The following is a 20,536-nucleotide window of genomic DNA, read 5'->3' as shown; positions in this document are numbered from 1 at the left end:
TGTCGCGCCCGCGATGACCGACGATCCGATCGCCGCCTACCTGTCGAACCTGAAGCACGTCAGGCAGCTGTCGGAACACACGCTGCGCGCGTACACGCACGAGCTCGACGAACTGAAGAAGCTCGCCGCCGGTCGCCCGCTCGACGCGCTGACGGCCGTCGACATGCGTGGCGCGGTCGCGCGCGCGCATGCGGGCGGACTGTCCGCGCGCTCGATCGCGCACCGGCTGTCCGCCTGGCGCGCGTTCTACCGCTGGCTCGCGCAGCGCATCGAGATGCCCGCGAACCCGGTCGCCGCGGTGCGTGCGCCGAAGCGCCCGAAAACTTTGCCGAAAGCGCTGTCGGTCGACGACGCATCGGCGCTGATGGACGCACCACTCGCCGGCACGACCGAAGGTATCCGCGATCACGCGATCCTCGAGCTGTTCTATTCATCGGGGCTGCGCCTCGCCGAACTGGTCGGGCTCGACGTCATGTACACGCAGGCCGACGGCTACCGCTCGGCCGGCTGGCTCGATCTCGCCGAAGCCGAAGTCACCGTGCGCGGCAAGGGCAACAAGGAACGCAAGGTGCCGGTCGGCCGCAAGGCGATCGATGCGCTGAACGCGTGGCTCGCGGTGCGCGGCGAATTCGTGAAGCACGACCCGCATCCGCTGTTCGTGTCCGTGCGCGGCAACCGGATGGCGCCGGGCGTCGTGCGCGACCGCGTGAAGCGCGCGGCGCTCGCCGCGGGCATCCCCGCCAACGTCCACCCGCACGTGCTGCGCCATTCGTTCGCGACGCACGTGCTGCAGTCGAGCGGCGACCTGCGCGCGGTGCAGGAACTGCTCGGCCACGCGAGCGTCGCCGCGACGCAGGTCTACACGTCGCTCGACTTCCAGCATCTCGCGAAGATTTACGACAGCGCGCATCCGCGCGCGAAGAAGCGCGACTGACGCGCGTCCCGTGTTACCCGCCGCGCGCGGCGGCCGGCAACGGCTGCTTCGCGCACGGCCCATTTCGATCTCATCATGCAAACCGTCACCCTCAAGCCGTCCAAGGAAAAATCGCTGCTGCGCCGCCATCCGTGGATCTACGCCAATGCGATCGACCGCGTCGACGGCAAGCCTGCGCCCGGCGCGACCGTCATCGTGCGTGCGCACGACGGCCGCTTCCTCGCGCGCGGCGCGTACAGCCCGCAATCGCAGATCCGCGTGCGCGTGTGGAGCTTCGACGAGAACGAGCCGATCGATCACGCATTCTTCAAGCGCCGCGTGCAGCGCGCGGTCGCGCACCGTACGACGATGGTGTCGGGCACGGGCGCGGTGCGGCTCGTGTTCGGCGAGGCCGACGGGCTGCCGGGGCTGATCGTCGACTACTACGTCGCGGACACGGCCGAAGCCGGCGCCGCGCCGCGCGGCCAGCTAGTCTGCCAGTTCATGGCCGCGGGCGTCGAAGCATGGAAGGAGGCGATCGTCGCGGCGCTCACCGGTGGGACCGGCTGCCCGAATGTGTACGAGCGCTCGGACGTGTCGATCCGCGACAAGGAAGGGCTCGAACAGACGACCGGCGTGCTGGCCGGCGATGCGCCGCCCGCGACGCTGATCGCGAACGAAAACGGCGTGCGCTATCACGTCGACGTGCCGCACGGCCACAAGACGGGCTTCTACGTCGACCAGCGCGACAACCGCGCGCTGGTCGCGCAGTACGCGGCCGACCGCGACGTACTGAACTGCTTCTGCTACACCGGCGGCTTCTCGCTCGCGGCGCTCAAGGGCGGCGCGAAACGCGTCGTGTCGATCGACTCGTCGGGCGATGCGCTCGCGCTCGCGCAGCAGAACGTCGTGGCCAACGGCTTCGACGCCGACCGCGCGACCTGGCTCGACGCCGATGCATTCAAGACGCTGCGCCGCCTCGTCGACGAAGGCGAGCGTTTCGACCTGATCGTGCTCGACCCGCCGAAGTTCGCGCCGACCCGCGACAGCGTCGATCGCGCGGCGCGCGCCTACAAGGACATCAACCTGAGCGGCTTCAAGCTGCTGCGCCCGGGCGGCCTACTGTTCACGTACTCGTGCTCGGGCGCGATCGACATGGACCTGTTCCAGAAGATCGTCGCCGGCGCGGCGGCCGACGCGAAAGTCGACGCGCGCATCCTGAAGCGGCTCGGCGCGGGCGTCGACCACCCGCTGCTCGCCGCGTTCCCGGAAGGCGAATATCTGAAGGGCCTGCTGTTGCAAATCGTCTGATCGCCCCGATCTTGGCGGACAACCCGGCGCGCCAGCCCGATCTGGCGGGCCAGCGCTTTCGCCTGTCGTCCGGACGACGGGCGGGGGCTTGACAGGTGTGTTTCAATGGATGGTTGTGCGCCCCCGCTCGCAGCGGGAGGCGCGACGCACATCCTGGTTTTGACCCCGATTCACGAACCACAGGCGACCGACATGGCCACTCCCGTCACCATCCTCACCGGCTTCCTCGGCAGCGGCAAGACGACGCTGCTCAAGCGCATCCTGAACGAACAGCACGGCATGAAGATCGCCGTGATCGAGAACGAGTTCGGCGAAGAGAACATCGACAACGAGATCCTCGTGCAGGACTCGAACGAGCAGATCATCCAGATGAGCAACGGCTGCATCTGCTGCACGATCCGCGGCGACCTCGCCCGCGCGCTCGGCGATCTGGCCGCGAAGAAGCGCGAAGGCAAGCTCGACTTCGACCGCATCGTGATCGAGACAACCGGCCTCGCGAACCCGGGCCCCGTCGCGCAGACCTTCTTCATCGACAGCGAAATCGCCGACGACTTCCTGCTCGATGCGGTCATCACGCTCGTCGACGCGAAGCACGCGAACGCGCAGCTCGACGAACACGAAGTCGTGCAGCGCCAGGTCGGCTTCGCCGACCGCCTGTTCATCACGAAGTCCGACCTCGTCGACGACCAGACCGTCGCCGGCCTGAAGCACCGCCTGATGCACATGAACCCGAAGGCGACGATCAAGATCGTCAATTTCGGCGAAGCCGACATCAAGGAGATCTTCGACCTGCGCGGCTTCAACCTGAACGCGAAGCTCGAGATCGACCCGGATTTCCTCGCCGAGGACGATCACGCGCACGATCATCACGCTCACGACCATGATCACGATCACGCCGATTGCGACCATGATCACGGCCAATGCGCGCACGATCACGACCACGGCCACCACCATCACCACGCGCACCACGACGACAAGATCAAGTCGTTCGTGTATCGCAACGACCGCCCGTTCGACCCGAACAAGCTGGAAGACTTCCTCGGCGGCATCCTGCAGATCTACGGCGAACGGATGCTCCGCTACAAGGGCGTGCTGTACATGAAGGGCGTCGATCGCAAGGTCGTGTTCCAGGGCGTGCACCAGATGATGGGCAGCGACCTCGCCGCGAAGTGGCTGCCGGTCGAGAAGAAGACCAACAAAATGGTGTTCATCGGCGTCGATCTGCCGCAGGACCTGATCACTGACGGCCTCGACGCCTGCCTCGCCTGAGCGTTCAGGCCAGGCGCCGGGCGCTCTCCACGCGGCCGCCTTCACGGGCGGCCGCGGTGCTTGCGCGGCGCGTTGCGCGGCAAGGGTTTCACCGTCATCGCTTTTTCGCGATTTGCGCGTTATATTTTCTAGATATTGGCGCAGCCGACGGGGATCGACCCGATACGGCGCCCGCTTGCGATTCAGTTACAATACGTGCCCGCTGGAGTACGGCAACAACAGGCCCGGTTCTTGCTGAACCAATCACCGGGCATCGCAACCGCGCCGGATCGCCCATCCGCCACCCGGCCGCGGCCGATGCGATCTGCCGCGCAGCACCCGGTTCGCCGCGCGCAAATCAGCGCCAGGCCTGTCCTGGTATTTGAGAACCGGTTTTCCAGAGGCTTTCGGCCCCGCGGCGGCACATCGCAAATGATTGCAAACGCAGTTGCGGGTAATCCCAAAGTGCAGGCAATATCTCCTGATTTGCCGCACATTGAAGAAGCAAGCAGATGACGAAGAAACTCTTGACCGAAGCCGAAATCCTGAAGATGAGCGACAAGGATTACATGAATGAGGATCAGCTCGCCTTCTTCAAAAATCGGCTCGAACAGTTGCAGGCGGACATCCTCAAGAATGCCGGCCAGACGACCGAGAATCTGCGCGAGACGGTGATCGTGCCCGATCCCGCCGATCGCGCGACGATCGAGGAAGAGCACGCGCTCGAGCTGCGTACGCGCGATCGCGAACGCAAGCTCCTCAAGAAGGTTCAGCAGTCGCTCGCCCGCATCGATTCCGGCGATTACGGCTGGTGCGAGGAAACCGGCGAACCGATCGGTATCCCGCGCCTGCTCGCGCGGCCGACGGCCACGCTGTCGCTCGAGGCGCAAGAGCGCCGCGAGCTGCGCCAGAAGCTGTTCGGCGACTGATCGAGCGGCGTTCCGCTCTGACACGCTGCTTCCCGGAAGCGCGCGGCCTGCCGCGCGCTTTTTGTTTTTCCGGCACCGCTCCCCGTCGGCCGATTTGCCCCTTTCGCCTCTTGATATCCCGGCGCCCGCCCTAAAATGAAACGGACGCGCGCCGGGCCGCTCCCCGGCGCACTGCGATTCACGCGGCGGCGCCTCGGCCCGCCCGACTCTTCCCCGTTTTTCTCAAGGAACGCAGATGGAGCAATTTCACGGCACGACCATCGTTTCGGTCCGGCGCGGCGACAAGGTCGCGCTCGGCGGCGACGGCCAGGTAACCCTCGGCAACATCGTCATGAAGGGTGGCGCGCGGAAAGTGCGGCGGATCTACAACAACCAGGTTCTGGTCGGATTCGCGGGTGGCACCGCCGATGCGTTCTCGCTGCTCGATCGCTTCGAGGCGAAGCTCGAGAAGCACCAAGGCAACCTCACCCGCGCGGCGGTCGAGCTCGCGAAGGACTGGCGCACCGACCGGATGTTGCGCCGTCTCGAGGCGATGCTGATCACGGCCGATGCGACCACCACGCTCGTGATCACCGGCAACGGCGACGTGCTCGACCCCGAAGGCGGCATCTGCGCGATCGGCTCGGGCGGCGCGTACGCGCAGGCCGCGGCCCGCGCGCTCGCGGAGAACACCGAGCTGTCCCCGCGCGAAATCGTCGAGAAGTCGCTCGAGATCGCCGGCGACATGTGCATCTACACGAACCACAACCGCATCATCGAAACGATCGAGTAAGGACCGAACCATGAGCACCATGACCCCTGCCGAGATCGTCTCGGAACTCGACAAGCACATCATCGGTCAGGCCAAGGCGAAGAAGGCCGTCGCGGTCGCGCTGCGCAACCGCTGGCGCCGCCAGCAGGTCGGCGAGCCGCTGCGCCAGGAAATCACGCCGAAGAACATCCTGATGATCGGGCCGACGGGCGTCGGCAAGACCGAAATTGCGCGCCGCCTCGCGAAGCTCGCCGATGCGCCGTTCGTCAAGATCGAAGCCACCAAGTTCACCGAGGTCGGCTACGTCGGCCGTGACGTCGACAGCATCGTGCGCGACCTGATCGAAATCTCGGTCAAGCAGACGCGTGAATCCGAGATGCGCAAGGTGCGCAGCAAGGCGACCGACCAGGCGGAAGACCGCATCCTAGACATCCTGCTGCCGCAACCGCGTGCGGTCGGCTTCGGCGGCAACGCCGATCACGCGAACGACGACAACAACGCGACGCGCCAGACCTTCCGCAAGCGCCTGCGCGAAGGCCAGCTCGACGACAAGGAAGTCGAGCTCGACCTCGAGCAGCCGTCGGCCGGCGTGGACATCATGGCGCCGCCGGGGATGGAAGAGATGACCGAGCAGATCCGCTCGATGTTCTCGAACCTCGGCGGCGGCAAGAAGCAGCGTCGCAAGGTAAAGATCAAGGAAGCGCTGAAGCTGCTGACCGACGAGGAAGCGGCGAAGATGCTCAACGACGAGGAAGTGAAGACGAAGGCCGTGCAGAACGTCGAGCAGAACGGCATCGTGTTCCTCGACGAGATCGACAAGATCACGTCGCGCAACAACGAAGGCAGCGGCGGCGAAGTGTCGCGCCAGGGCGTGCAGCGCGACCTGCTGCCGCTCGTCGAGGGCACGACGGTCAACACGAAGTACGGGATGGTGAAGACCGACCACATCCTGTTCATCGCGAGTGGCGCGTTCCACCTCGCGAAGCCGAGCGACCTGATTCCGGAACTGCAGGGGCGCTTTCCGATCCGCGTTGAGCTGGATTCGCTGTCGGTGGAGGATTTCGAGGCGATCCTCGACGCAACCGACGCGAGCCTCGTCAAGCAGTACCAGGCGCTGCTCGCCACGGAAGACGTGCAACTCGAGTTCGCCGCGGACGGCATCCGCCGCCTCGCCGAGATCGCGTATGCGGTCAACGAGAAGACCGAGAACATCGGTGCGCGCCGACTATACACCGTGATCGAGAAGCTGCTCGAGGAAGTGTCGTTCTCGGCCGGCAACCATGCCGGCGAGCGCGTGACGATCGACGCGCAATATGTCGAGCGTGCGCTCGGCGAAGTGTCGCAGGACGAAGACCTGTCGCGCTACGTGCTGTAACGCGCGCGGTGTCGAATGCGAAACGGGCGGCCCGGCGGGCCGCCCGTTTTCGTTGGTGCCGTTGGTGCCGTTGACGCGGCACGCCGACGGCGCGGCGCCGCTTACTGGCGCACCGGCTTCTTCGCGAGCTTGCGCTGCAGCGTGCGGCGATGCATGTTCAGCGCGCGCGCGGTGGCCGAGATGTTGTTGTTGTTCTCCGCGAGCACGCGCTGGATGTGCTCCCATTCGAGCCGGTCGACCGACAGCACGACCGGATTCTCGAGCGCCTCGTCGGCCTGCACTTCGCTGGCGTTGGTCTGCAGCGCGGCCAGGATCGACTCGATGTTCGCCGGCTTCGCGAGATAGTTGTCGGCACCTTCCTTCACGGCCTGCACGGCGGTCGCGATGCTCGCATAGCCGGTCAGCACGAGGATCCGCGCGTCGGGCTGCAGGTCGCACAGCGGCGCGATCAGGCTCAGGCCGGAATCCTCGCCGAGATGCAGGTCGACGGTGATGAACTGGAACTTGCCGCCGGCCGCGAGCCGCAGCGCCGCCTCCTTGTCGTGCGCCTGCTGGACCGCGTAGCCGCGGCGCTCGAGGCCGCGCGCGAGCGTGCCCGCGAACACCTCGTTGTCGTCGATCACCAGGAAATTGTTCTCGCTCATGTGGTTTCTCCGTCTACGTGTTGGTTGAGGCGGCCGGCGCCGCGATGCGCGCGACCGGCAGGCGCAGCACCGCGCGTGTGCCGCGGCCCGGCGAGCCGGCCGCGCGGCTGTCCGGCGTGGCTGCCGCCCGTTCGGTCGTGCGCTGGCCCGACGCGGCAGCGGCGTGACCATTCGCGCCGCCAGCGGTGCGCCCGTTGCCGGCGGCCGCGCGCGGCGTGACATCGGACAGCTCGATCTCGCCGCCCAGGCGCACGGCCGCGCTGAACGCGAGGTACAGGCCGACTCCGTGTCCGCCCTGCGTGCTGTCGACCGGCATCGCGCCGAGCGATTCGCGCAACGCGGCCGGAATGCCCGGGCCGTCGTCGCATACTTCGAATTCGATCTGGTCGGCCGCCCGCTCGTGGTGCGCGAGCTTCGCGGCCAGCGTCACGCGACGCGGGCTCGCCCGCGCGGCGTTGTCGAGCAGGATCGTCAGGATCTGGCCGGCCGCGACCGTGTCGTCGAGCGCGACGCCCGACGGGCGCGCGCCGAGCAATTCGAACTGCACGTGCGGATGCCGCAGGCGCCAGTGCTCGACGAAGGTATCGAGCCAGTCGTCCACCGGCTGGCGGCTCGCCGGCGCGCTCGCGCGGCTGCGCAGGCGCGCGAGCGCCGACGTGCAAAGCGTCATCTGCTCTTCCAGCACCTTCAGGTCGGCCTCGTAGCGCGCCAGCCCCGGATCGGCGCGTGCCGCGTCGCGCAGCTCCTCCGCGAGCATCGCGATCGTCGACAGCGGCGTGCCCATCTCGTGTGCGACGGTGGCGGCCTGCACGCCGAGCGCGACCGCGCGCTCGTCGCGCAGCAGGTGCGCCTGCGCTTCGCCGAGCGCCGAATCGCGTTGGCGCAGCGCGTTCGACATGCGCGCGACGAACCACGCGATCAGCCCGACGCTGACCATGAAGTTCACCCACATCCCGGTGCGGTAGTAGTCGAACAGGTTCGCCGGGTTATCCATGTTGAGCGGCACCGAATCGAAGCCGAGCGCCGCGTAGCACGCGACCGCGAACGCCGCGAGCCAGATCATCAGGTGCCACGGCAGCACGGCCGCCGCGATCGCGAGCGACGGCAGGTACAGCGACACGAACGGGTTGGTCGTGCCGCCCGACAGGAACAGCAGCGCCGACAGCGCACCGAGGTCGACCCACAGCTGGCCGAGCAGCTCGAAATCGCTCTCGCGCCGCGCGCGCAGCACGCGCACCCAGGTCAGCGCGTTGAAAACGATTTCGAGCGCGATGACCATCAGCATCGCCGGCAACGGCAGATGCACGCCGAAATAGGTCTGCACGACGCCGATCGTCACGAGCTGCCCGATGATCGCGAGATTGCGCAGCCAGAACAGGTGACTGAGGTTGACGCGCCCGGTGGTGGTGATTCGTTGCATCCGAGCAGTTTACCCGTTTAGCGCACGGCGCCTCTACCGGGGGCCGGATCGTGGCGGACGAACGCATGCACGCATGCACGAACGGACGGCCCGACGAGCCGGCGTCTCGGCCGGTGGCACGAGCCTGCGCCGTCAGCCGGCCGCACCGGCCATGCGCTGGGCGATCTCGTCGGCGAGGCACTCGGGGCACCGGCAGCGCGTGCCGGCCGCCGGCGGCGCGCCGCCGGGCACGACCGGCATCGACGCGCACCAGCACTCGAACGGCTGGGTACGGGCGCCGCAGTCGAAGCCGCGCCCGCAATGCGGGCAGCGCGCGCGGCGCGGGGTCGAACGGGCGTCGACGGCGGAATCGGTCATGGCGAAGGCACGGTAACAGGCATGAACGTCACCCTACGCGACAAGCATAGCGCGGCGGACGGATTTTGCACGTCGGCCGGTTGGCCGATGCGTCCCGCAAACACGTCCTGGCACGCGCGCCGCCCACCCGGCCCGCGTCGCCGTCGCGGGGCCCGGCGCCATGGCCGGCGGGCCGCCGCGTATGGTCCACGGCCCGCCATACCCACCGTCCGGCCAGCCCAAAAACCCGATGCTGCGCTGCGCCACTCCTGTACAATTCGCCCTGTTTCAACCGTTCCCAGCCAGAGCTGCCGCCATGTCCGAGCCCATCGACCTCTCGCAGATCGCCCCCACGCTGAAAGCAGAAATCCTCGCGGAAGCGCTGCCGTACATTCGCCGCTACCACGGCAAGACCGTGGTCATCAAATACGGCGGCAATGCGATGACGGAAGAGCGGCTCAAGCAAGGCTTCGCACGCGACGTGATCCTGCTAAAACTGGTCGGCATCAATCCGGTGATCGTCCACGGCGGCGGTCCGCAGATCGATCAGGCACTGAAGAAGATCGGCAAGGCCGGCACTTTCATCCAGGGCATGCGCGTCACCGACGAAGAGACGATGGAAGTCGTCGAATGGGTGCTGGGCGGCGAAGTGCAGCAGGACATCGTGACGCTGATCAACCACTTCGGCGGCCATGCGGTGGGCCTGACTGGCAAGGACGGCGGGTTGATCCACGCGCGCAAGCTGCTGATGCCGGACCGCGACAACCCGGGCCAGTACATCGACATCGGCCAGGTCGGCGAAGTCGAGGCGATCAATCCGGCCGTCGTGAAGGCGCTGCAGGACGACGCGTTCATCCCGGTGATCTCGCCGATCGGCTTCGGTGAGGACGGCCTTTCGTACAACATCAACGCCGACCTCGTCGCCGGCAAGCTCGCGACCGTGCTGAACGCCGAGAAGCTGCTGATGATGACCAACATCCCCGGCGTGATGGACAAGGACGGCAACCTGCTGACCGACCTGTCGGCACGCGAGATCGACGCGCTGTTCGAGGACGGCACGATCTCGGGCGGCATGCTGCCGAAGATCTCGTCGGCGCTCGATGCCGCGAAGAGCGGCGTGAAGTCGGTGCACATCGTCGACGGCCGGATCGAGCACTCGGTGCTGCTTGAAATCCTGACCGAACAGCCGTTCGGCACGATGATCCGCTCGCATTGAGCGCACGCCGCCTGCCCAAGCGCCCCGACCTGCCGGCGTCGCTGCGACGCCGGCGCATCTCCCGCAGCCGGCCGCGTGCCGGCGCGCCCGTCTGGCTGTTCGATCTCGACAACACGCTGCACCACGCATCGCACGCGATCTTTCCGGAGATCAACCGCGCGATGACGCAGTACATCATCGACACGCTCCACGTCGGGCGTGCCGAGGCCGACCGGCTGCGCACCGGCTATACGCAGCGCTACGGCGCCGCGCTCCTCGGCCTCACGCGCCATCATCCGATCGATCCGCACGACTTCCTGCGGGTCGTCCACACGTTTGCCGACCTGCCAGCGATGCTGCGCGCCGAGCGTGGCCTCGCGCGCATCATCGCCGCGCTGCCGGGCCGCAAGTTCGTGCTGACCAACGCGCCGGAGAACTACGCGCGTGCGGTGCTGCGCGAGCTGCGCATCGAGCGGCTGTTCGAGCGCGTGATCGCGATCGAACACATGCGCGACCGCCGCACATGGCGCGCGAAGCCCGATCACACGATGCTGCGCCGGGCCTTGCGTGCCGCGCATGCGCGGCTGGCCGACGCGATCCTCGTCGAAGATACGCGCGGCCACCTGAAACGCTACAAGCGGCTCGGCATCGGTACCGTATGGATTACCGGCCACCTGCCGGGCCATCTGCCGAGCATCGGCCGTCCACACTATGTCGACCAGCGCATTCGTTCGTTAAAATCGCTCCGACTGGGCACACGATCGGGGCGACAGAAATGCAGCCGACTTACCCGCAGGACCAAGCCGTAAAGGACGACCAGGCCACGCCGCCCCGCCCGCGCCCGAAGCCGGGCGAGCGCCGCGTGATGATCCTGCAGACGCTCGCCGCGATGCTCGAGGCGCCGAAACCCGAGAAAATCACGACCGCCGCGCTCGCGGCCCGGCTCGACGTGTCGGAAGCCGCGCTCTACCGGCATTTCGCCAGCAAGGCGAAGATGTACGAAGGGCTGATCGAATTCATCGAGCAGGCGCTGTTCGGACTCGTCAACCAGATCGTCGCGAAGGAGCCGAACGGCGTGCTGCAGGCACGCACGATCGCGCTGACGATGCTCAATTTCACCGCGAAGAACCCGGGGATGACGCGTGTGCTGACCGGCGAGGCCCTGATCGGCGAGGACGAGCGGCTCACCGAACGCGTGAATCAGTTGCTCGACCGGATCGAGGCGACCGTCAAGCAATGCCTGAGGGTCGCGCGCACGGAGGCCAACGCGCCCCAGGACGGCGCCGCACCATTCGTGTTGCCGGCCGACTACGATCCCGCCGCCCGCGCGAGCCTGCTCGTCAGCTATGTGATTGGCCGGTGGCATCGGTTCGCGAAGAGCGGGTTCAAGCAGGTGCCGGGTGAACAGGCCGATGCTCATCTGCTGCTGATCCTGCAGTGACGCACGATCCCGCCGGATTCGCCGCGAGCCATCATTGATAGCTGATCGTGAATGTCATCCGCCCCTTCGCCGGGCCAGCGTGACGGTTTGCGACGTCTGCACGTACCGGGCCCGTAGCGGAATCGAAAAGAAGCCGTTGCCAGTTGTACCCGCGTGACGTACAGCTTCGCGTCGACATTTTCGTCGCCGCTGGAGCAGATCAGGTTGATGGCGATCGGCTTCAGTTCGGATACTGTCCCGATTCCCGTGAGAAGTACCGCTGGCAGCAGGGAACGGGGCGTGGTGCCGTCGCGGGCAGGCAGGCGCGCCGCGCCCCGTGCGCGTCACGCGTCAGAGCGCGCGTTCCGCGATTTCCGCTATACTCTGCCGACTGTCGCCTGATTGGCGGCAGGTCGGAAGCGCGCCGATTTGCTGACTCGATTGCGGGCGCGCGAACCGGCCGGGGTTTGATGCGTCGATGCGTCGCTCCCCCGGCGGTTCACTACAAATGCGGCTAAAGAGGTCGTCAGCCGCGCACCTTCGCCTCCGCGCATCGCCGACACCGTTTAGCCGCCCAGTCATAAGGCGGAACGAATGGAATCGATCGGCATCGTCGCTCCACAGACCATGCACTTCGCCGAACCACTGCGCTTGCAAAGCGGCAGCGTGATCGGCAACTATCAGCTCGTCGTCGAGACGTACGGCGAGCTCAACGCCGCGCGCTCGAACGCGGTGCTCGTCTGCCACGCGCTCAACGCGTCGCATCACGTCGCCGGCGTCTATGCGGACGATCCGCGCAGCACCGGCTGGTGGGACAACCTGGTCGGCCCCGGCAAGCCGCTCGACACCAACCGCTTCTTCGTGATCGGCGTGAACAACCTCGGCTCATGCTTCGGCTCGACCGGCCCGATGAGCATCGACCCGTCGAGCGGCAAGCCGTACGGCGCGCGCTTTCCGGTCGTCACCGTCGAGGACTGGGTGCACGCGCAGGCGCGTGTCGCCGACGCATTCGGCATCGAGCGCTTCGCCGCGGTGATGGGCGGCAGCCTCGGCGGGATGCAGGCGCTCGCGTGGAGCCTGATGTACCCGGAGCGCGTCGCACACTGCATCGACATCGCGTCGACGCCGAAGCTGTCCGCGCAGAACATCGCGTTCAACGAAGTCGCGCGCTCGGCGATCCTGTCCGATCCCGACTTCCACGGCGGCAACTATTACGCGCACGGCGTGAAGCCGAAGCGCGGCCTGCGCGTCGCGCGGATGATCGGCCACATCACGTACCTGTCCGACGACGACATGGCCGAGAAATTCGGCCGTGCGCTGCGCCGCGCGGACGGCGCGCTCGACGCGTACAACTTCAGCTTCGACGTCGAGTTCGAGGTGGAGTCGTACCTGCGCTACCAGGGCGACAAGTTCGCCGACTACTTCGACGCGAACACGTACCTGCTGATCACGCGCGCGCTCGACTACTTCGATCCGGCCAAGGCGTTCGACGGCAACCTGACTGCCGCACTCGCGCACACGCAGGCGAAATACCTGATCGCGAGCTTCTCGACCGACTGGCGCTTCGCGCCCGCGCGTTCGCGCGAGATCGTGAAGGCGCTGCTCGACAACAAGCGCACGGTCAGCTACGCGGAGATCGACGCGCCGCACGGCCACGACGCGTTCCTGCTCGACGACGCGCGCTATCACAACCTGATCCGCGCGTATTACGAACGAATCGCCAACGAGGTGGGCGCATGAACCAGCAAGCCCTGAACTCCCTGTCCGCCCGCGCGGACTTCCGCACGATCGCGCGCTGGGTCGAACCGCGCTCGACGGTGCTGGACCTCGGCTGCGGCGACGGCTCGCTGCTCGCGCTGCTGATGGAAGAACTGGACGTGACCGGCTACGGGATCGAGCTGAACGACGCGGGCGTGCTCGCGAGCGCGAAGAACGGCATCAACGTGATCCAGCAGAACCTGGAAGACGGCCTGCGCCTGTTCGAGGACCACAGCTTCGACATCGCGATCCTGTCGCAGACGCTGCAGACGATTCACCAGACGGCCGCGATTCTGCGCGAAACCGCGCGGGTCGGGCGCGAATGCATCGTGTCGTTCCCGAATTTCGGCTACTGGCCGCATCGGCTGTCGGTACTGAACGGCCGGATGCCCGTGTCGAAGTCGCTGCCTTACCAGTGGCACAACACGCCGAACGTCCGGGTGCTGACGATCGAGGATTTCGAGGCGCTCGCGCCGGAAGTCGGCGTCACGATCCTCGACCGCGTCGTGCTGCACGAAGGCCAGCCGATTCGATGGGGAGCGAACTGGCGTGGTAGTCTTGCTGTCTATCGCGTCAAGCGCAGCTGAGCCCGGGGGCCGTTGACGGATGATCCGGCCCGCACGCGCGTGCGGCCGCCCCCTTCTGCGCCGTTCGCGCCGCCTGCGCTGCCGCCGCAATCAGTCAACGCTACCCAGTTCCATTCCATGTCCAAAACGCCACACGAGGCGCCCGCGCTCACCGCTCACGAGGATCACCCCGGCTGGCGAGCCTATCTGAACACGCACATGCTGATCTGCGTGTTCCTCGGGTTCACGTCCGGTCTGCCCCTGTTCACGCTCGTCTACCTCGTGCAGGCTTGGCTGCGCTCCGAAGGCGTGAACCTGAAGGAAATCGGCCTGTTCGCGCTGATCCAGTTCCCGTATACGTGGAAGTTCCTGTGGGCGCCGCTGATGGACCGCTACATCCCGCGCCTGCCCGGCTGGCGGCCGGGCCGCCGGCGCGGCTGGCTGCTGCTCACGCAGCTGCTGGTCGCGGGCGCGATCGCCACGCTCGGCTTCGTGTCGCCGCGCGACTCGATCTGGACGGTCGCCGCGCTGACGACGCTCGTCGCGTTCTTCGGCGCGAGCGCCGACATCGTGATCGACGCGTACCGCCGCGAGCTGCTGCGCGACACCGAGCAGGGCCTCGGCAACGCGGTGCACGTGAACGCCTACAAGCTCGCCGCGCTGATTCCCGGCTCGCTGGCGCTGATCCTGTCCGACCACCTGCCGTGGGACGCCGTGTTCGCGATCACCGGCGCGTTCATGCTGCCGGGCATCCTGATGACGCTCGTCGTGCGCGAACCCGAAGTGGTCGGCACGCCACCGCGCAACCTGCGCGACGCGATCGTGCTGCCGTTCCGCGAATTCATCCAGCGCGACGGCTGGGCCGGTGCGCTGCTGGTCATCGCATTCATCTTCCTGTTCAAGATCGGCGACACGATGGCGACCACGCTGTCGACGTCGTTCTTCCTCGACATCGGCTTCACGCGCACCGAGATCGGCATCGTCGCCAAAACCACCGCGCTCGTCGCGAGCGTCGCCGGCGGCATCATCGGCGGCGTGTGGCTCGTGAAGATCGGGATCGGCCGCGGGCTGTGGATCTTCGGCGCGCTGCAGATGGTGTCGACCCTCGGCTTCGCGTGGCTCGCGCAGCTCGGCCCCGGCTCGCCCGTGCTGGCCATGCTGTACGACTTCACGGTATCGGCGAGCCACGCGATCGCGTCCGCGCTGTCGGTGTTCGGCATCGTCGTCGCGCCGCAGTTCAGCCCGATGACGGTCGCGCTCGCGATCGTCTACGGCGTCGAAACCTTCACCACCGGCCTGACGATGGCCGCGTTCGTCGCGTACATCGCGAGCACGACCGACCCACGCTACACGGCCACGCAGTTCGCGCTGTTCACGAGCCTCGCGTCCGTGCCGCGCACGCTCGCGTCGGCCGCGAGCGGCTTCATCGTCGCGAAGATCGGCTGGTTCGACTACTTCATCGTGTGCACCGCGCTCGCGATCCCCGGCATGCTGCTGCTGTTCAAGATCGCGCCGTGGAACGGTGTCGCGCGCAACGGCGAGGCGAGCCGTGCGCAATGATCGCCTGCTTCGCGCCGCACGCGTCGCCGTCGCACTGAGCGTCGGCGTCGCGGCGCTTGGTGCGGCGGCAAGCACGCATGCGACCGACGCCGGTGCAGCCGCGGCCGGCTCCGCGCCCGCCACCGCGGCGGCTGCGCCGTCCACGCCGGCGGCCGCCGTCGCGCCGTCTGCCGCCGAAGCCGCGCAGCCGAGCGGCGGGGCCGTGCCGGCGAAAGCCTATACGCCGACGTCGCAGCAGGTCCGCTACGGCGACGCGATCGCGTTCCGCACGCTGATCCCGTCGCCGCTGCTCGAACAGCTGACCGCGAGCGAATACGCGCAGATCGTGCAAGCGGCCGCCGACGGCGACCGCCTGCTGCCCGCGAACCAGCCGCGGGTGAAACGCCTGCGCGCGATCGTCATGAAGCTGGCGCCGTATTCGGTGAAGTGGAACGATCGCGTGAAAAACTGGGCGTGGGACGTCAATGCGATCCGCTCGCGCGATATCCGCATCACGTGCCTGCCGGGCGGCAAGGTGCTCGTGTACGGCGGGATGCTCGATCGCGTCCGCCTGAACGACGACGAGTTCGGCGTGCTGCTCGCGCACGGCATCGCCCATGCGCTGCGCGAACACGCACGCAGCAATCTCAGCACGGCGTCGCAAACGTCGCTGCGCGCAGCCACGCTGCCGCCGCTGTTCGGCGTCGGTGATCCGCTGCCGCAGGCGCTGAACCTCGGCGCACGCCTGCAGACGCTGCGCTACGACCCGACCGACGAGACGGAAGCCGACGTGATCGGCGGCGACATCGCCGCCCGCGCGGGCTTCGATCCGCGCGCGGCGATCACGCTGTGGGACAAGCTCGCGGCGGCCACCCGCGCGAACAAGACGTCGGGCTTCATCTACATGCACCCGTACGACGCGACGCGCCGGCAGGATCTGCTGAACCGCCTGCAGGACCTGATGCCGCTGTATGCGAAGGCGACGGGCAAGCGCGTCGACACGCTGCCCGACTATGCGGGCATCAGCGCGCAGCGGCGCAAGGTCGCGCGGCGCTGAGCGTCGCAGGCCGCGGCTTTCCGTCGGGCATCGTCGGCGCGGGACGCGGCGCTACGCGCCGACGCCCGATTCGACCGGCCGGCTGCCGCTCTCGCGCATCGAGCGCACTTCGTCACCGGGGCTGCGGCCGAACAGCCGCTTGAACTCCCGGCTGAACTGCGACGCGCTCGCATAGCCGACCCGCGCGGCGGCGGCACCCGCGCCGACGCCGTCCTGCACCATCATCAACCGCGCCTGGTGCAGGCGCGCGGCCTTCACATACTGCATCGGCGACGTCGCCGTCACGTGCTTGAACTGCGCGTGGAACACCGCCAGGCTCATCCCGGCCTCGCGCGCGAGCGTCTCGACATCGAGATCGGCCTTCAGGTCCGCATGGATGCGCCGCAGCGCCTTCGCGACGCGCCCGAAATGATGCTGCTGGGCGAGCGCCGCGCGAATCGCGTCGCCCTGTGCCCCCGTCAGCACGCGGTATGCGATCTCGCGCATGATCGCCGGCCCGAGCACGCACGTGTCGTGCGGCGACGCGAGCGCTTCGAGAAGCCGCACCACCGCGTCGGCGAGCGGCGCATCGAGCGGCGTCGAATAGACGCCGTGGGGCTCGCTGACCGCCGCGCCGAGCGTCTCGTCGAGCAGGATCGCGAGTTCGGCGATCACCGCGAGATCGACGCGGATCGAGATCGCGAGAAACGGCTCGTCCATGCTCGCGAAGGTTTCGCATTCGAACGGCAGCGGCACCGACAGCACGAGATACTGCTGCGCATCGTAGACGAACGAGCGGTCGCCGAGATAGCCGAGCTTGCGCCCCTGGCACACGACGATGATGCTCGGTTCGTACAGCACCGGCATGCGCGGCACGGGGCGGCTCACGCGGAAGAAGCGCACGCCGTCGAGCGCGGCCAGCGTATCGCCCTCGTTCGGCGCCAGGCTCGAATGCAGCTCGATCATGCGGCGCCGCACACGGTCGCCCATATCGTCGAAAAGGGGCTGGAAGCTCATCAGGGTCGTCCTGTCCGGCAAGAGAATCTGGCTTGCAATGTAGCACTTTGAAAGCGTTTTGACGGCCGTTCGCGCGCAATTCGAGAGGAATGGGCAAACCTTCGAGACCTTCGTGTATTTCGCCGAGGCGGCTCGCTCCGTACGATGGGCACCTGTCTCGCCGCGTCGCCACATGGTGCGGCGGCAGTCTGTTTCGCCGGATGTTTTCCCGGACAAGGAGCCCCCTGCATGAGCACAACCTACGCTTACGCGGCGACCGATGCGCAATCGCCGCTCGCCCCGTTCGAATTCCAGCGCCGCGCGCTGCGCGACCTCGACGTCCAGATCGAGGTGCTCTACTGCGGCGTCTGCCACTCGGACCTGCACCAGGCTCGCAACGAATGGCGCAACACGATCTACCCGGTCGTGCCGGGCCATGAAATCGTCGGCCGCGTGACCGCGACCGGCCCGCAGGTGTCGCGCTTCAAGGTCGGCGAGCTGGTCGGCGTCGGCTGTCTCGTCGATTCGTGCCGCACCTGCCCGAGCTGTGCGGAAGGCCTCGAACAGTATTGCGAGAACGGCTTCGTCGGCACCTACAACGGTCAGGACCGCGTGACGGGCGACATCACGTACGGCGGCTATTCGACCCAGCTCGTCGTCGACGAGGCGTTCGTGCTGCGCGTGCCCGAGACGCTGGACCCGGCCGGCGCCGCGCCGCTGCTGTGCGCGGGGATCACGACCTACTCGCCGCTGCGTCAGTGGAATGTCGGGCCCGGCAAGAAGGTCGGGATCGTCGGCCTCGGCGGGCTCGGCCACATGGGCGTGAAGCTCGCGCGCGCGATGGGCGCGCACGTCGTGCTGTTCACCACCTCGCCGTCGAAGATCGAGGACGGCAAGCGGCTCGGCGCGCACGAAGTGGTGATCTCGAAGGACGAAGCGCAGATGAACGCGCACCTGAACAGCTTCGACTTCATCCTGAACACGGTGGCCGCGCAGCACGACCTGAACCCGTTCCTGCACCTGCTGAAGCGCGACGGCACGATGACGCTCGTCGGCGCGCCGGAGCACGACCATCCGTCGCCGCAGGTGTTCAACCTGATCTTCAAGCGCCGCCGCCTCGCGGGCTCGCTGATCGGCGGGATCGCGGAAACGCAGGAAATGCTCGATTTCTGCGCGGAGCACGGGATCACGTCGGACATCGAAACGATTCCGATGCAGCAGATCAATGCCGCTTACGAGCGCATGCTCAAGAGCGACGTGAAGTATCGGTTCGTGGTGGACATGGCGTCGCTCAAGCAGTAAGGCAGCAAGCGCCGCCCCCAGGCGAAACGGGCCGCATGTTCGACATGCGGCCCGTTTTGCATCCGGCTGCCGGTCGGCCCGGCCGCTACGCGCATCGCGTCGCGCGTAGCGCCGCCGATCACTTCTTGTAGTCGTAATCGACCGTCAACGGCGCGTGATCGCTGAACTTGATGTCCTTGAAGATCGACGTGCGCTTCGCGGTGCCGGCCACGCCCGGCGTCGCGATCTGGTAATCGATCCGCCACCCGACGTTCTTCGCGTAAGCCTGGCCGCGGTTGCTCCACCACGTGTACTGCTCGGGGCGCGGGTCGAGCGTGCGGAATACGTCGACATAGCCGACATCGTCGAACAGCTGCGTGAGCCACGCGCGCTCTTCCGGTAGGCAGCCCGAGTTCTTCTGGTTGCTCTTCCAGTTCTTGATGTCGATTTCCTTGTGGACGATGTTCACGTCGCCGCACAGGATCACCTCGCGCTTGCTCTTCAGCTCGGCGAGATGCGGCATGAACTCGTCCATGAAGCGGTACTTCGCCTGCTGGCGCTCTTCGCCGCTCGAGCCGGACGGCACGTACACCGACACGACCGACAGCTTGCCGTAGCGCGCCTCGACGTAGCGTCCCTCGGCATCGAATTCGCTGCTGCCGAAGCCGATGATCACGTCATCGGGCTCGTGGCGGCTGTACATGCCCGCGCCGCTGTAGCCCTTCTTCTCGGCGTGGTGAAAATAGCTTCTGAAGCCGTGCGGCTCGACGAATTCGGCCGGCAGGTCGTCGGCCGATACCTTGATTTCCTGCACGCACACGCAGTCGGCGTTCTGTTCGCCGAGCCATTCGAAAAAGCCCTTCTTCGCGGCGGAGCGGATGCCGTTCAGGTTGGCGGTAATCACTCGCATCATGTCGGGTTCCGTTGTTCAGTTCAGTTCGATGTGTTTGACGGGATCGCAGCCTAGCGGATCTTCACGCCTTCGAGCTCCGGCTTCGGCGGCGGGAATTCGAGCTTCATGTCGGTCATCGTGCGCAGCAGCAGCTCGGCGATCATCACGTTGCGATGGGTTTTCGAGTTCGCCGGAATCACGTACCACGGCGCATGCTCGACCGACGTCGCGGCGAGCGCGTCGCGGTACGCCGACTGGTATGCATCCCAGTGCTTGCGCGCGTCGAGATCGGAGATGTCGAACTTCCAGTGCTTCGTCGGATCGTCGATGCGTGCCTGCAGCCGCTCGCGCTGCTCGTCCTTCGAGATGTGCAGGAAGCACTTGACGATCGTCGTGCCGTTCTCCGCGAGCATCGTCTCGAAATCGCGGATCTGCCGGTAGCGGCGCTCGCATTCCTTGTCGCTGATGAGCTCGAGCACGCGCGGCACGAGTACGTCCTCGTAGTGGCTGCGGTTGAAGATCGCGAGTTCGCCCGCGGCCGGCGCCTGCGCATGCACGCGCCACAGGAAGTCGTGCGCGGCCTCGATCGGCGTCGGCGCCTTGAACGGCACGATGCGCAGGCCGAGCGGATCGACGTCGCGAAACACCGCGCGCACGGTGCCGTCCTTGCCGCTGGTGTCCATCCCCTGCAGCACCAGCAGCACGCGCTTCTTCTGCTGCGTGTGCAGGCGCTCCTGCTGCACGTCGAGCTCCGTCGACACGGCGCCGAGCCGTTCGCGGTCGGCATCCTTCGACCCCGACGAGAACGGCTTCGCAGCCGGATCGAACGCATCGAGCTTGAATGCGGCAGCTTCCTTCTCACGCGTGCTGTACGGCACGCGGAAATCGTCGAGCGACGGTTGTTTCGCCATTCGTTCCTCCGTTGG

Annotated in this window: 20 protein-coding genes; 14 read left to right on the top strand and 6 right to left on the bottom strand. The window is 67.0% G+C overall.

Annotated features, from left to right (window positions below; genetic code table 11):
• Positions 1 to 13: 13 nt before the first annotated feature.
• The 6 genes from xerC to hslU all read left to right on the top strand — a co-directional run bounded on the left by xerC (position 14) and on the right by hslU (position 6,527).
• Positions 14 to 934 carry a tyrosine recombinase XerC gene (xerC, locus tag SB786_RS00440; RefSeq protein ID WP_006760746.1) on the top strand — a complete coding sequence of 307 codons (921 nt, stop codon included), beginning with the start codon at positions 14 to 16 and terminating at the stop codon, positions 932 to 934.
• Positions 935 to 1,009: 75 nt separating this feature from the next.
• A complete protein-coding gene (locus tag SB786_RS00435; protein WP_410725692.1) occupies positions 1,010 to 2,224 on the top strand; it encodes a class I SAM-dependent rRNA methyltransferase in 1,215 nt (404 codons plus the stop codon).
• Between the two features lie 192 nt (positions 2,225 to 2,416).
• Positions 2,417 to 3,493, top strand: coding sequence for a CobW family GTP-binding protein (locus SB786_RS00430; protein ID WP_410725691.1), 1,077 nt, complete (start codon positions 2,417 to 2,419; stop codon positions 3,491 to 3,493).
• Between the two features lie 491 nt (positions 3,494 to 3,984).
• Entirely contained in the window at positions 3,985 to 4,401 is a 417-nt protein-coding gene (dksA, locus tag SB786_RS00425) for an RNA polymerase-binding protein DksA (protein WP_006477498.1), read from the top strand.
• Positions 4,402 to 4,636: 235 nt separating this feature from the next.
• Positions 4,637 to 5,173 (top strand): ATP-dependent protease subunit HslV, encoded by a 537-nt coding sequence (gene hslV, locus SB786_RS00420; RefSeq protein WP_006760749.1) that lies wholly within the window; start codon positions 4,637 to 4,639, stop codon positions 5,171 to 5,173.
• A gap of 10 nt (positions 5,174 to 5,183) precedes the next feature.
• A complete protein-coding gene (gene hslU / locus SB786_RS00415) occupies positions 5,184 to 6,527 on the top strand; it encodes an ATP-dependent protease ATPase subunit HslU (protein ID WP_410725690.1) in 1,344 nt (447 codons plus the stop codon).
• Between the two features lie 101 nt (positions 6,528 to 6,628).
• Here hslU and SB786_RS00410 read toward each other — a convergent pair whose 3' ends face one another.
• The 3 genes from SB786_RS00410 to SB786_RS00400 form a co-directional block, all read right to left on the bottom strand.
• On the bottom strand, positions 6,629 to 7,171 hold the full coding sequence (locus SB786_RS00410) for a response regulator transcription factor (RefSeq protein WP_011658200.1): 543 nt from the start codon (positions 7,169 to 7,171) through the stop codon (positions 6,629 to 6,631).
• Positions 7,172 to 7,184: 13 nt separating this feature from the next.
• Positions 7,185 to 8,591 (bottom strand): ATP-binding protein, encoded by a 1,407-nt coding sequence (locus SB786_RS00405; protein WP_410725689.1) that lies wholly within the window; start codon positions 8,589 to 8,591, stop codon positions 7,185 to 7,187.
• 132 nt (positions 8,592 to 8,723) lie between these two features.
• Positions 8,724 to 8,948: a cysteine-rich CWC family protein gene (locus tag SB786_RS00400; RefSeq protein ID WP_410725688.1), complete on the bottom strand. Its 225-nt coding sequence runs from the start codon at positions 8,946 to 8,948 to the stop codon at positions 8,724 to 8,726.
• Positions 8,949 to 9,243: 295 nt separating this feature from the next.
• Between SB786_RS00400 and argB the strand changes: the two genes are divergently transcribed.
• The 7 genes from argB to SB786_RS00365 all read left to right on the top strand — a co-directional run bounded on the left by argB (position 9,244) and on the right by SB786_RS00365 (position 16,462).
• A complete protein-coding gene (gene argB, locus SB786_RS00395; RefSeq protein WP_006754950.1) occupies positions 9,244 to 10,143 on the top strand; it encodes an acetylglutamate kinase in 900 nt (299 codons plus the stop codon).
• Positions 10,140 to 10,931: a pyrimidine 5'-nucleotidase gene (locus SB786_RS00390; protein WP_410725687.1), complete on the top strand. Its 792-nt coding sequence runs from the start codon at positions 10,140 to 10,142 to the stop codon at positions 10,929 to 10,931. The genes argB and SB786_RS00390 overlap by 4 nt, the downstream gene beginning before the upstream one ends.
• On the top strand, positions 10,898 to 11,563 hold the full coding sequence (gene slmA, locus SB786_RS00385) for a nucleoid occlusion factor SlmA (protein WP_410725686.1): 666 nt from the start codon (positions 10,898 to 10,900) through the stop codon (positions 11,561 to 11,563). The genes SB786_RS00390 and slmA overlap by 34 nt, the downstream gene beginning before the upstream one ends.
• Before the next feature lie 573 nt (positions 11,564 to 12,136).
• Positions 12,137 to 13,282 carry a homoserine O-acetyltransferase gene (locus SB786_RS00380; RefSeq protein WP_410725685.1) on the top strand — a complete coding sequence of 382 codons (1,146 nt, stop codon included), beginning with the start codon at positions 12,137 to 12,139 and terminating at the stop codon, positions 13,280 to 13,282.
• Complete coding sequence (gene metW / locus SB786_RS00375; RefSeq protein ID WP_006755281.1) at positions 13,279 to 13,887, top strand: methionine biosynthesis protein MetW; 609 nt, start codon at positions 13,279 to 13,281, stop codon at positions 13,885 to 13,887. Before SB786_RS00380 ends, metW begins: the two co-directional genes overlap by 4 nt.
• Positions 13,888 to 14,004: 117 nt before the next feature.
• Positions 14,005 to 15,426, top strand: coding sequence for an AmpG family muropeptide MFS transporter (locus SB786_RS00370; protein WP_410725684.1), 1,422 nt, complete (start codon positions 14,005 to 14,007; stop codon positions 15,424 to 15,426).
• Positions 15,416 to 16,462, top strand: a complete 1,047-nt coding sequence (locus tag SB786_RS00365) for a M48 family metallopeptidase (protein WP_410725683.1) — start codon at positions 15,416 to 15,418, stop codon at positions 16,460 to 16,462. The genes SB786_RS00370 and SB786_RS00365 overlap by 11 nt, the downstream gene beginning before the upstream one ends.
• Positions 16,463 to 16,513: 51 nt before the next feature.
• Here the strand turns inward: SB786_RS00365 and SB786_RS00360 are convergent, their stop codons facing one another.
• A complete protein-coding gene (locus SB786_RS00360) occupies positions 16,514 to 17,458 on the bottom strand; it encodes an AraC family transcriptional regulator N-terminal domain-containing protein (protein ID WP_410725682.1) in 945 nt (314 codons plus the stop codon).
• Between the two features lie 228 nt (positions 17,459 to 17,686).
• On the opposite strand from SB786_RS00360, the gene SB786_RS00355 reads away from it, so the two are divergent.
• Complete coding sequence (locus tag SB786_RS00355) at positions 17,687 to 18,739, top strand: NAD(P)-dependent alcohol dehydrogenase (protein ID WP_006755229.1); 1,053 nt, start codon at positions 17,687 to 17,689, stop codon at positions 18,737 to 18,739.
• Positions 18,740 to 18,857: 118 nt separating this feature from the next.
• On the opposite strand, the gene SB786_RS00350 is transcribed toward SB786_RS00355, so the two are convergent.
• Both SB786_RS00350 and SB786_RS00345 read right to left on the bottom strand, forming a co-directional pair.
• A complete protein-coding gene (locus SB786_RS00350) occupies positions 18,858 to 19,631 on the bottom strand; it encodes an exodeoxyribonuclease III (protein ID WP_410725681.1) in 774 nt (257 codons plus the stop codon).
• Between the two features lie 50 nt (positions 19,632 to 19,681).
• Complete coding sequence (locus SB786_RS00345; RefSeq protein ID WP_410725680.1) at positions 19,682 to 20,521, bottom strand: polyphosphate kinase 2 family protein; 840 nt, start codon at positions 20,519 to 20,521, stop codon at positions 19,682 to 19,684.
• Between the last annotated feature and the right edge of the window lie 15 nt (positions 20,522 to 20,536).

The sequence above is a fragment of the Burkholderia sp. SIMBA_062 genome (assembly GCF_046534765.1).
GTDB lineage: Bacteria > Pseudomonadota > Gammaproteobacteria > Burkholderiales > Burkholderiaceae > Burkholderia > Burkholderia ambifaria.
The sequence above is the reverse complement of the archived record's forward strand: the minus strand, read 5'-3'. Positions and strand labels throughout refer to the sequence as shown.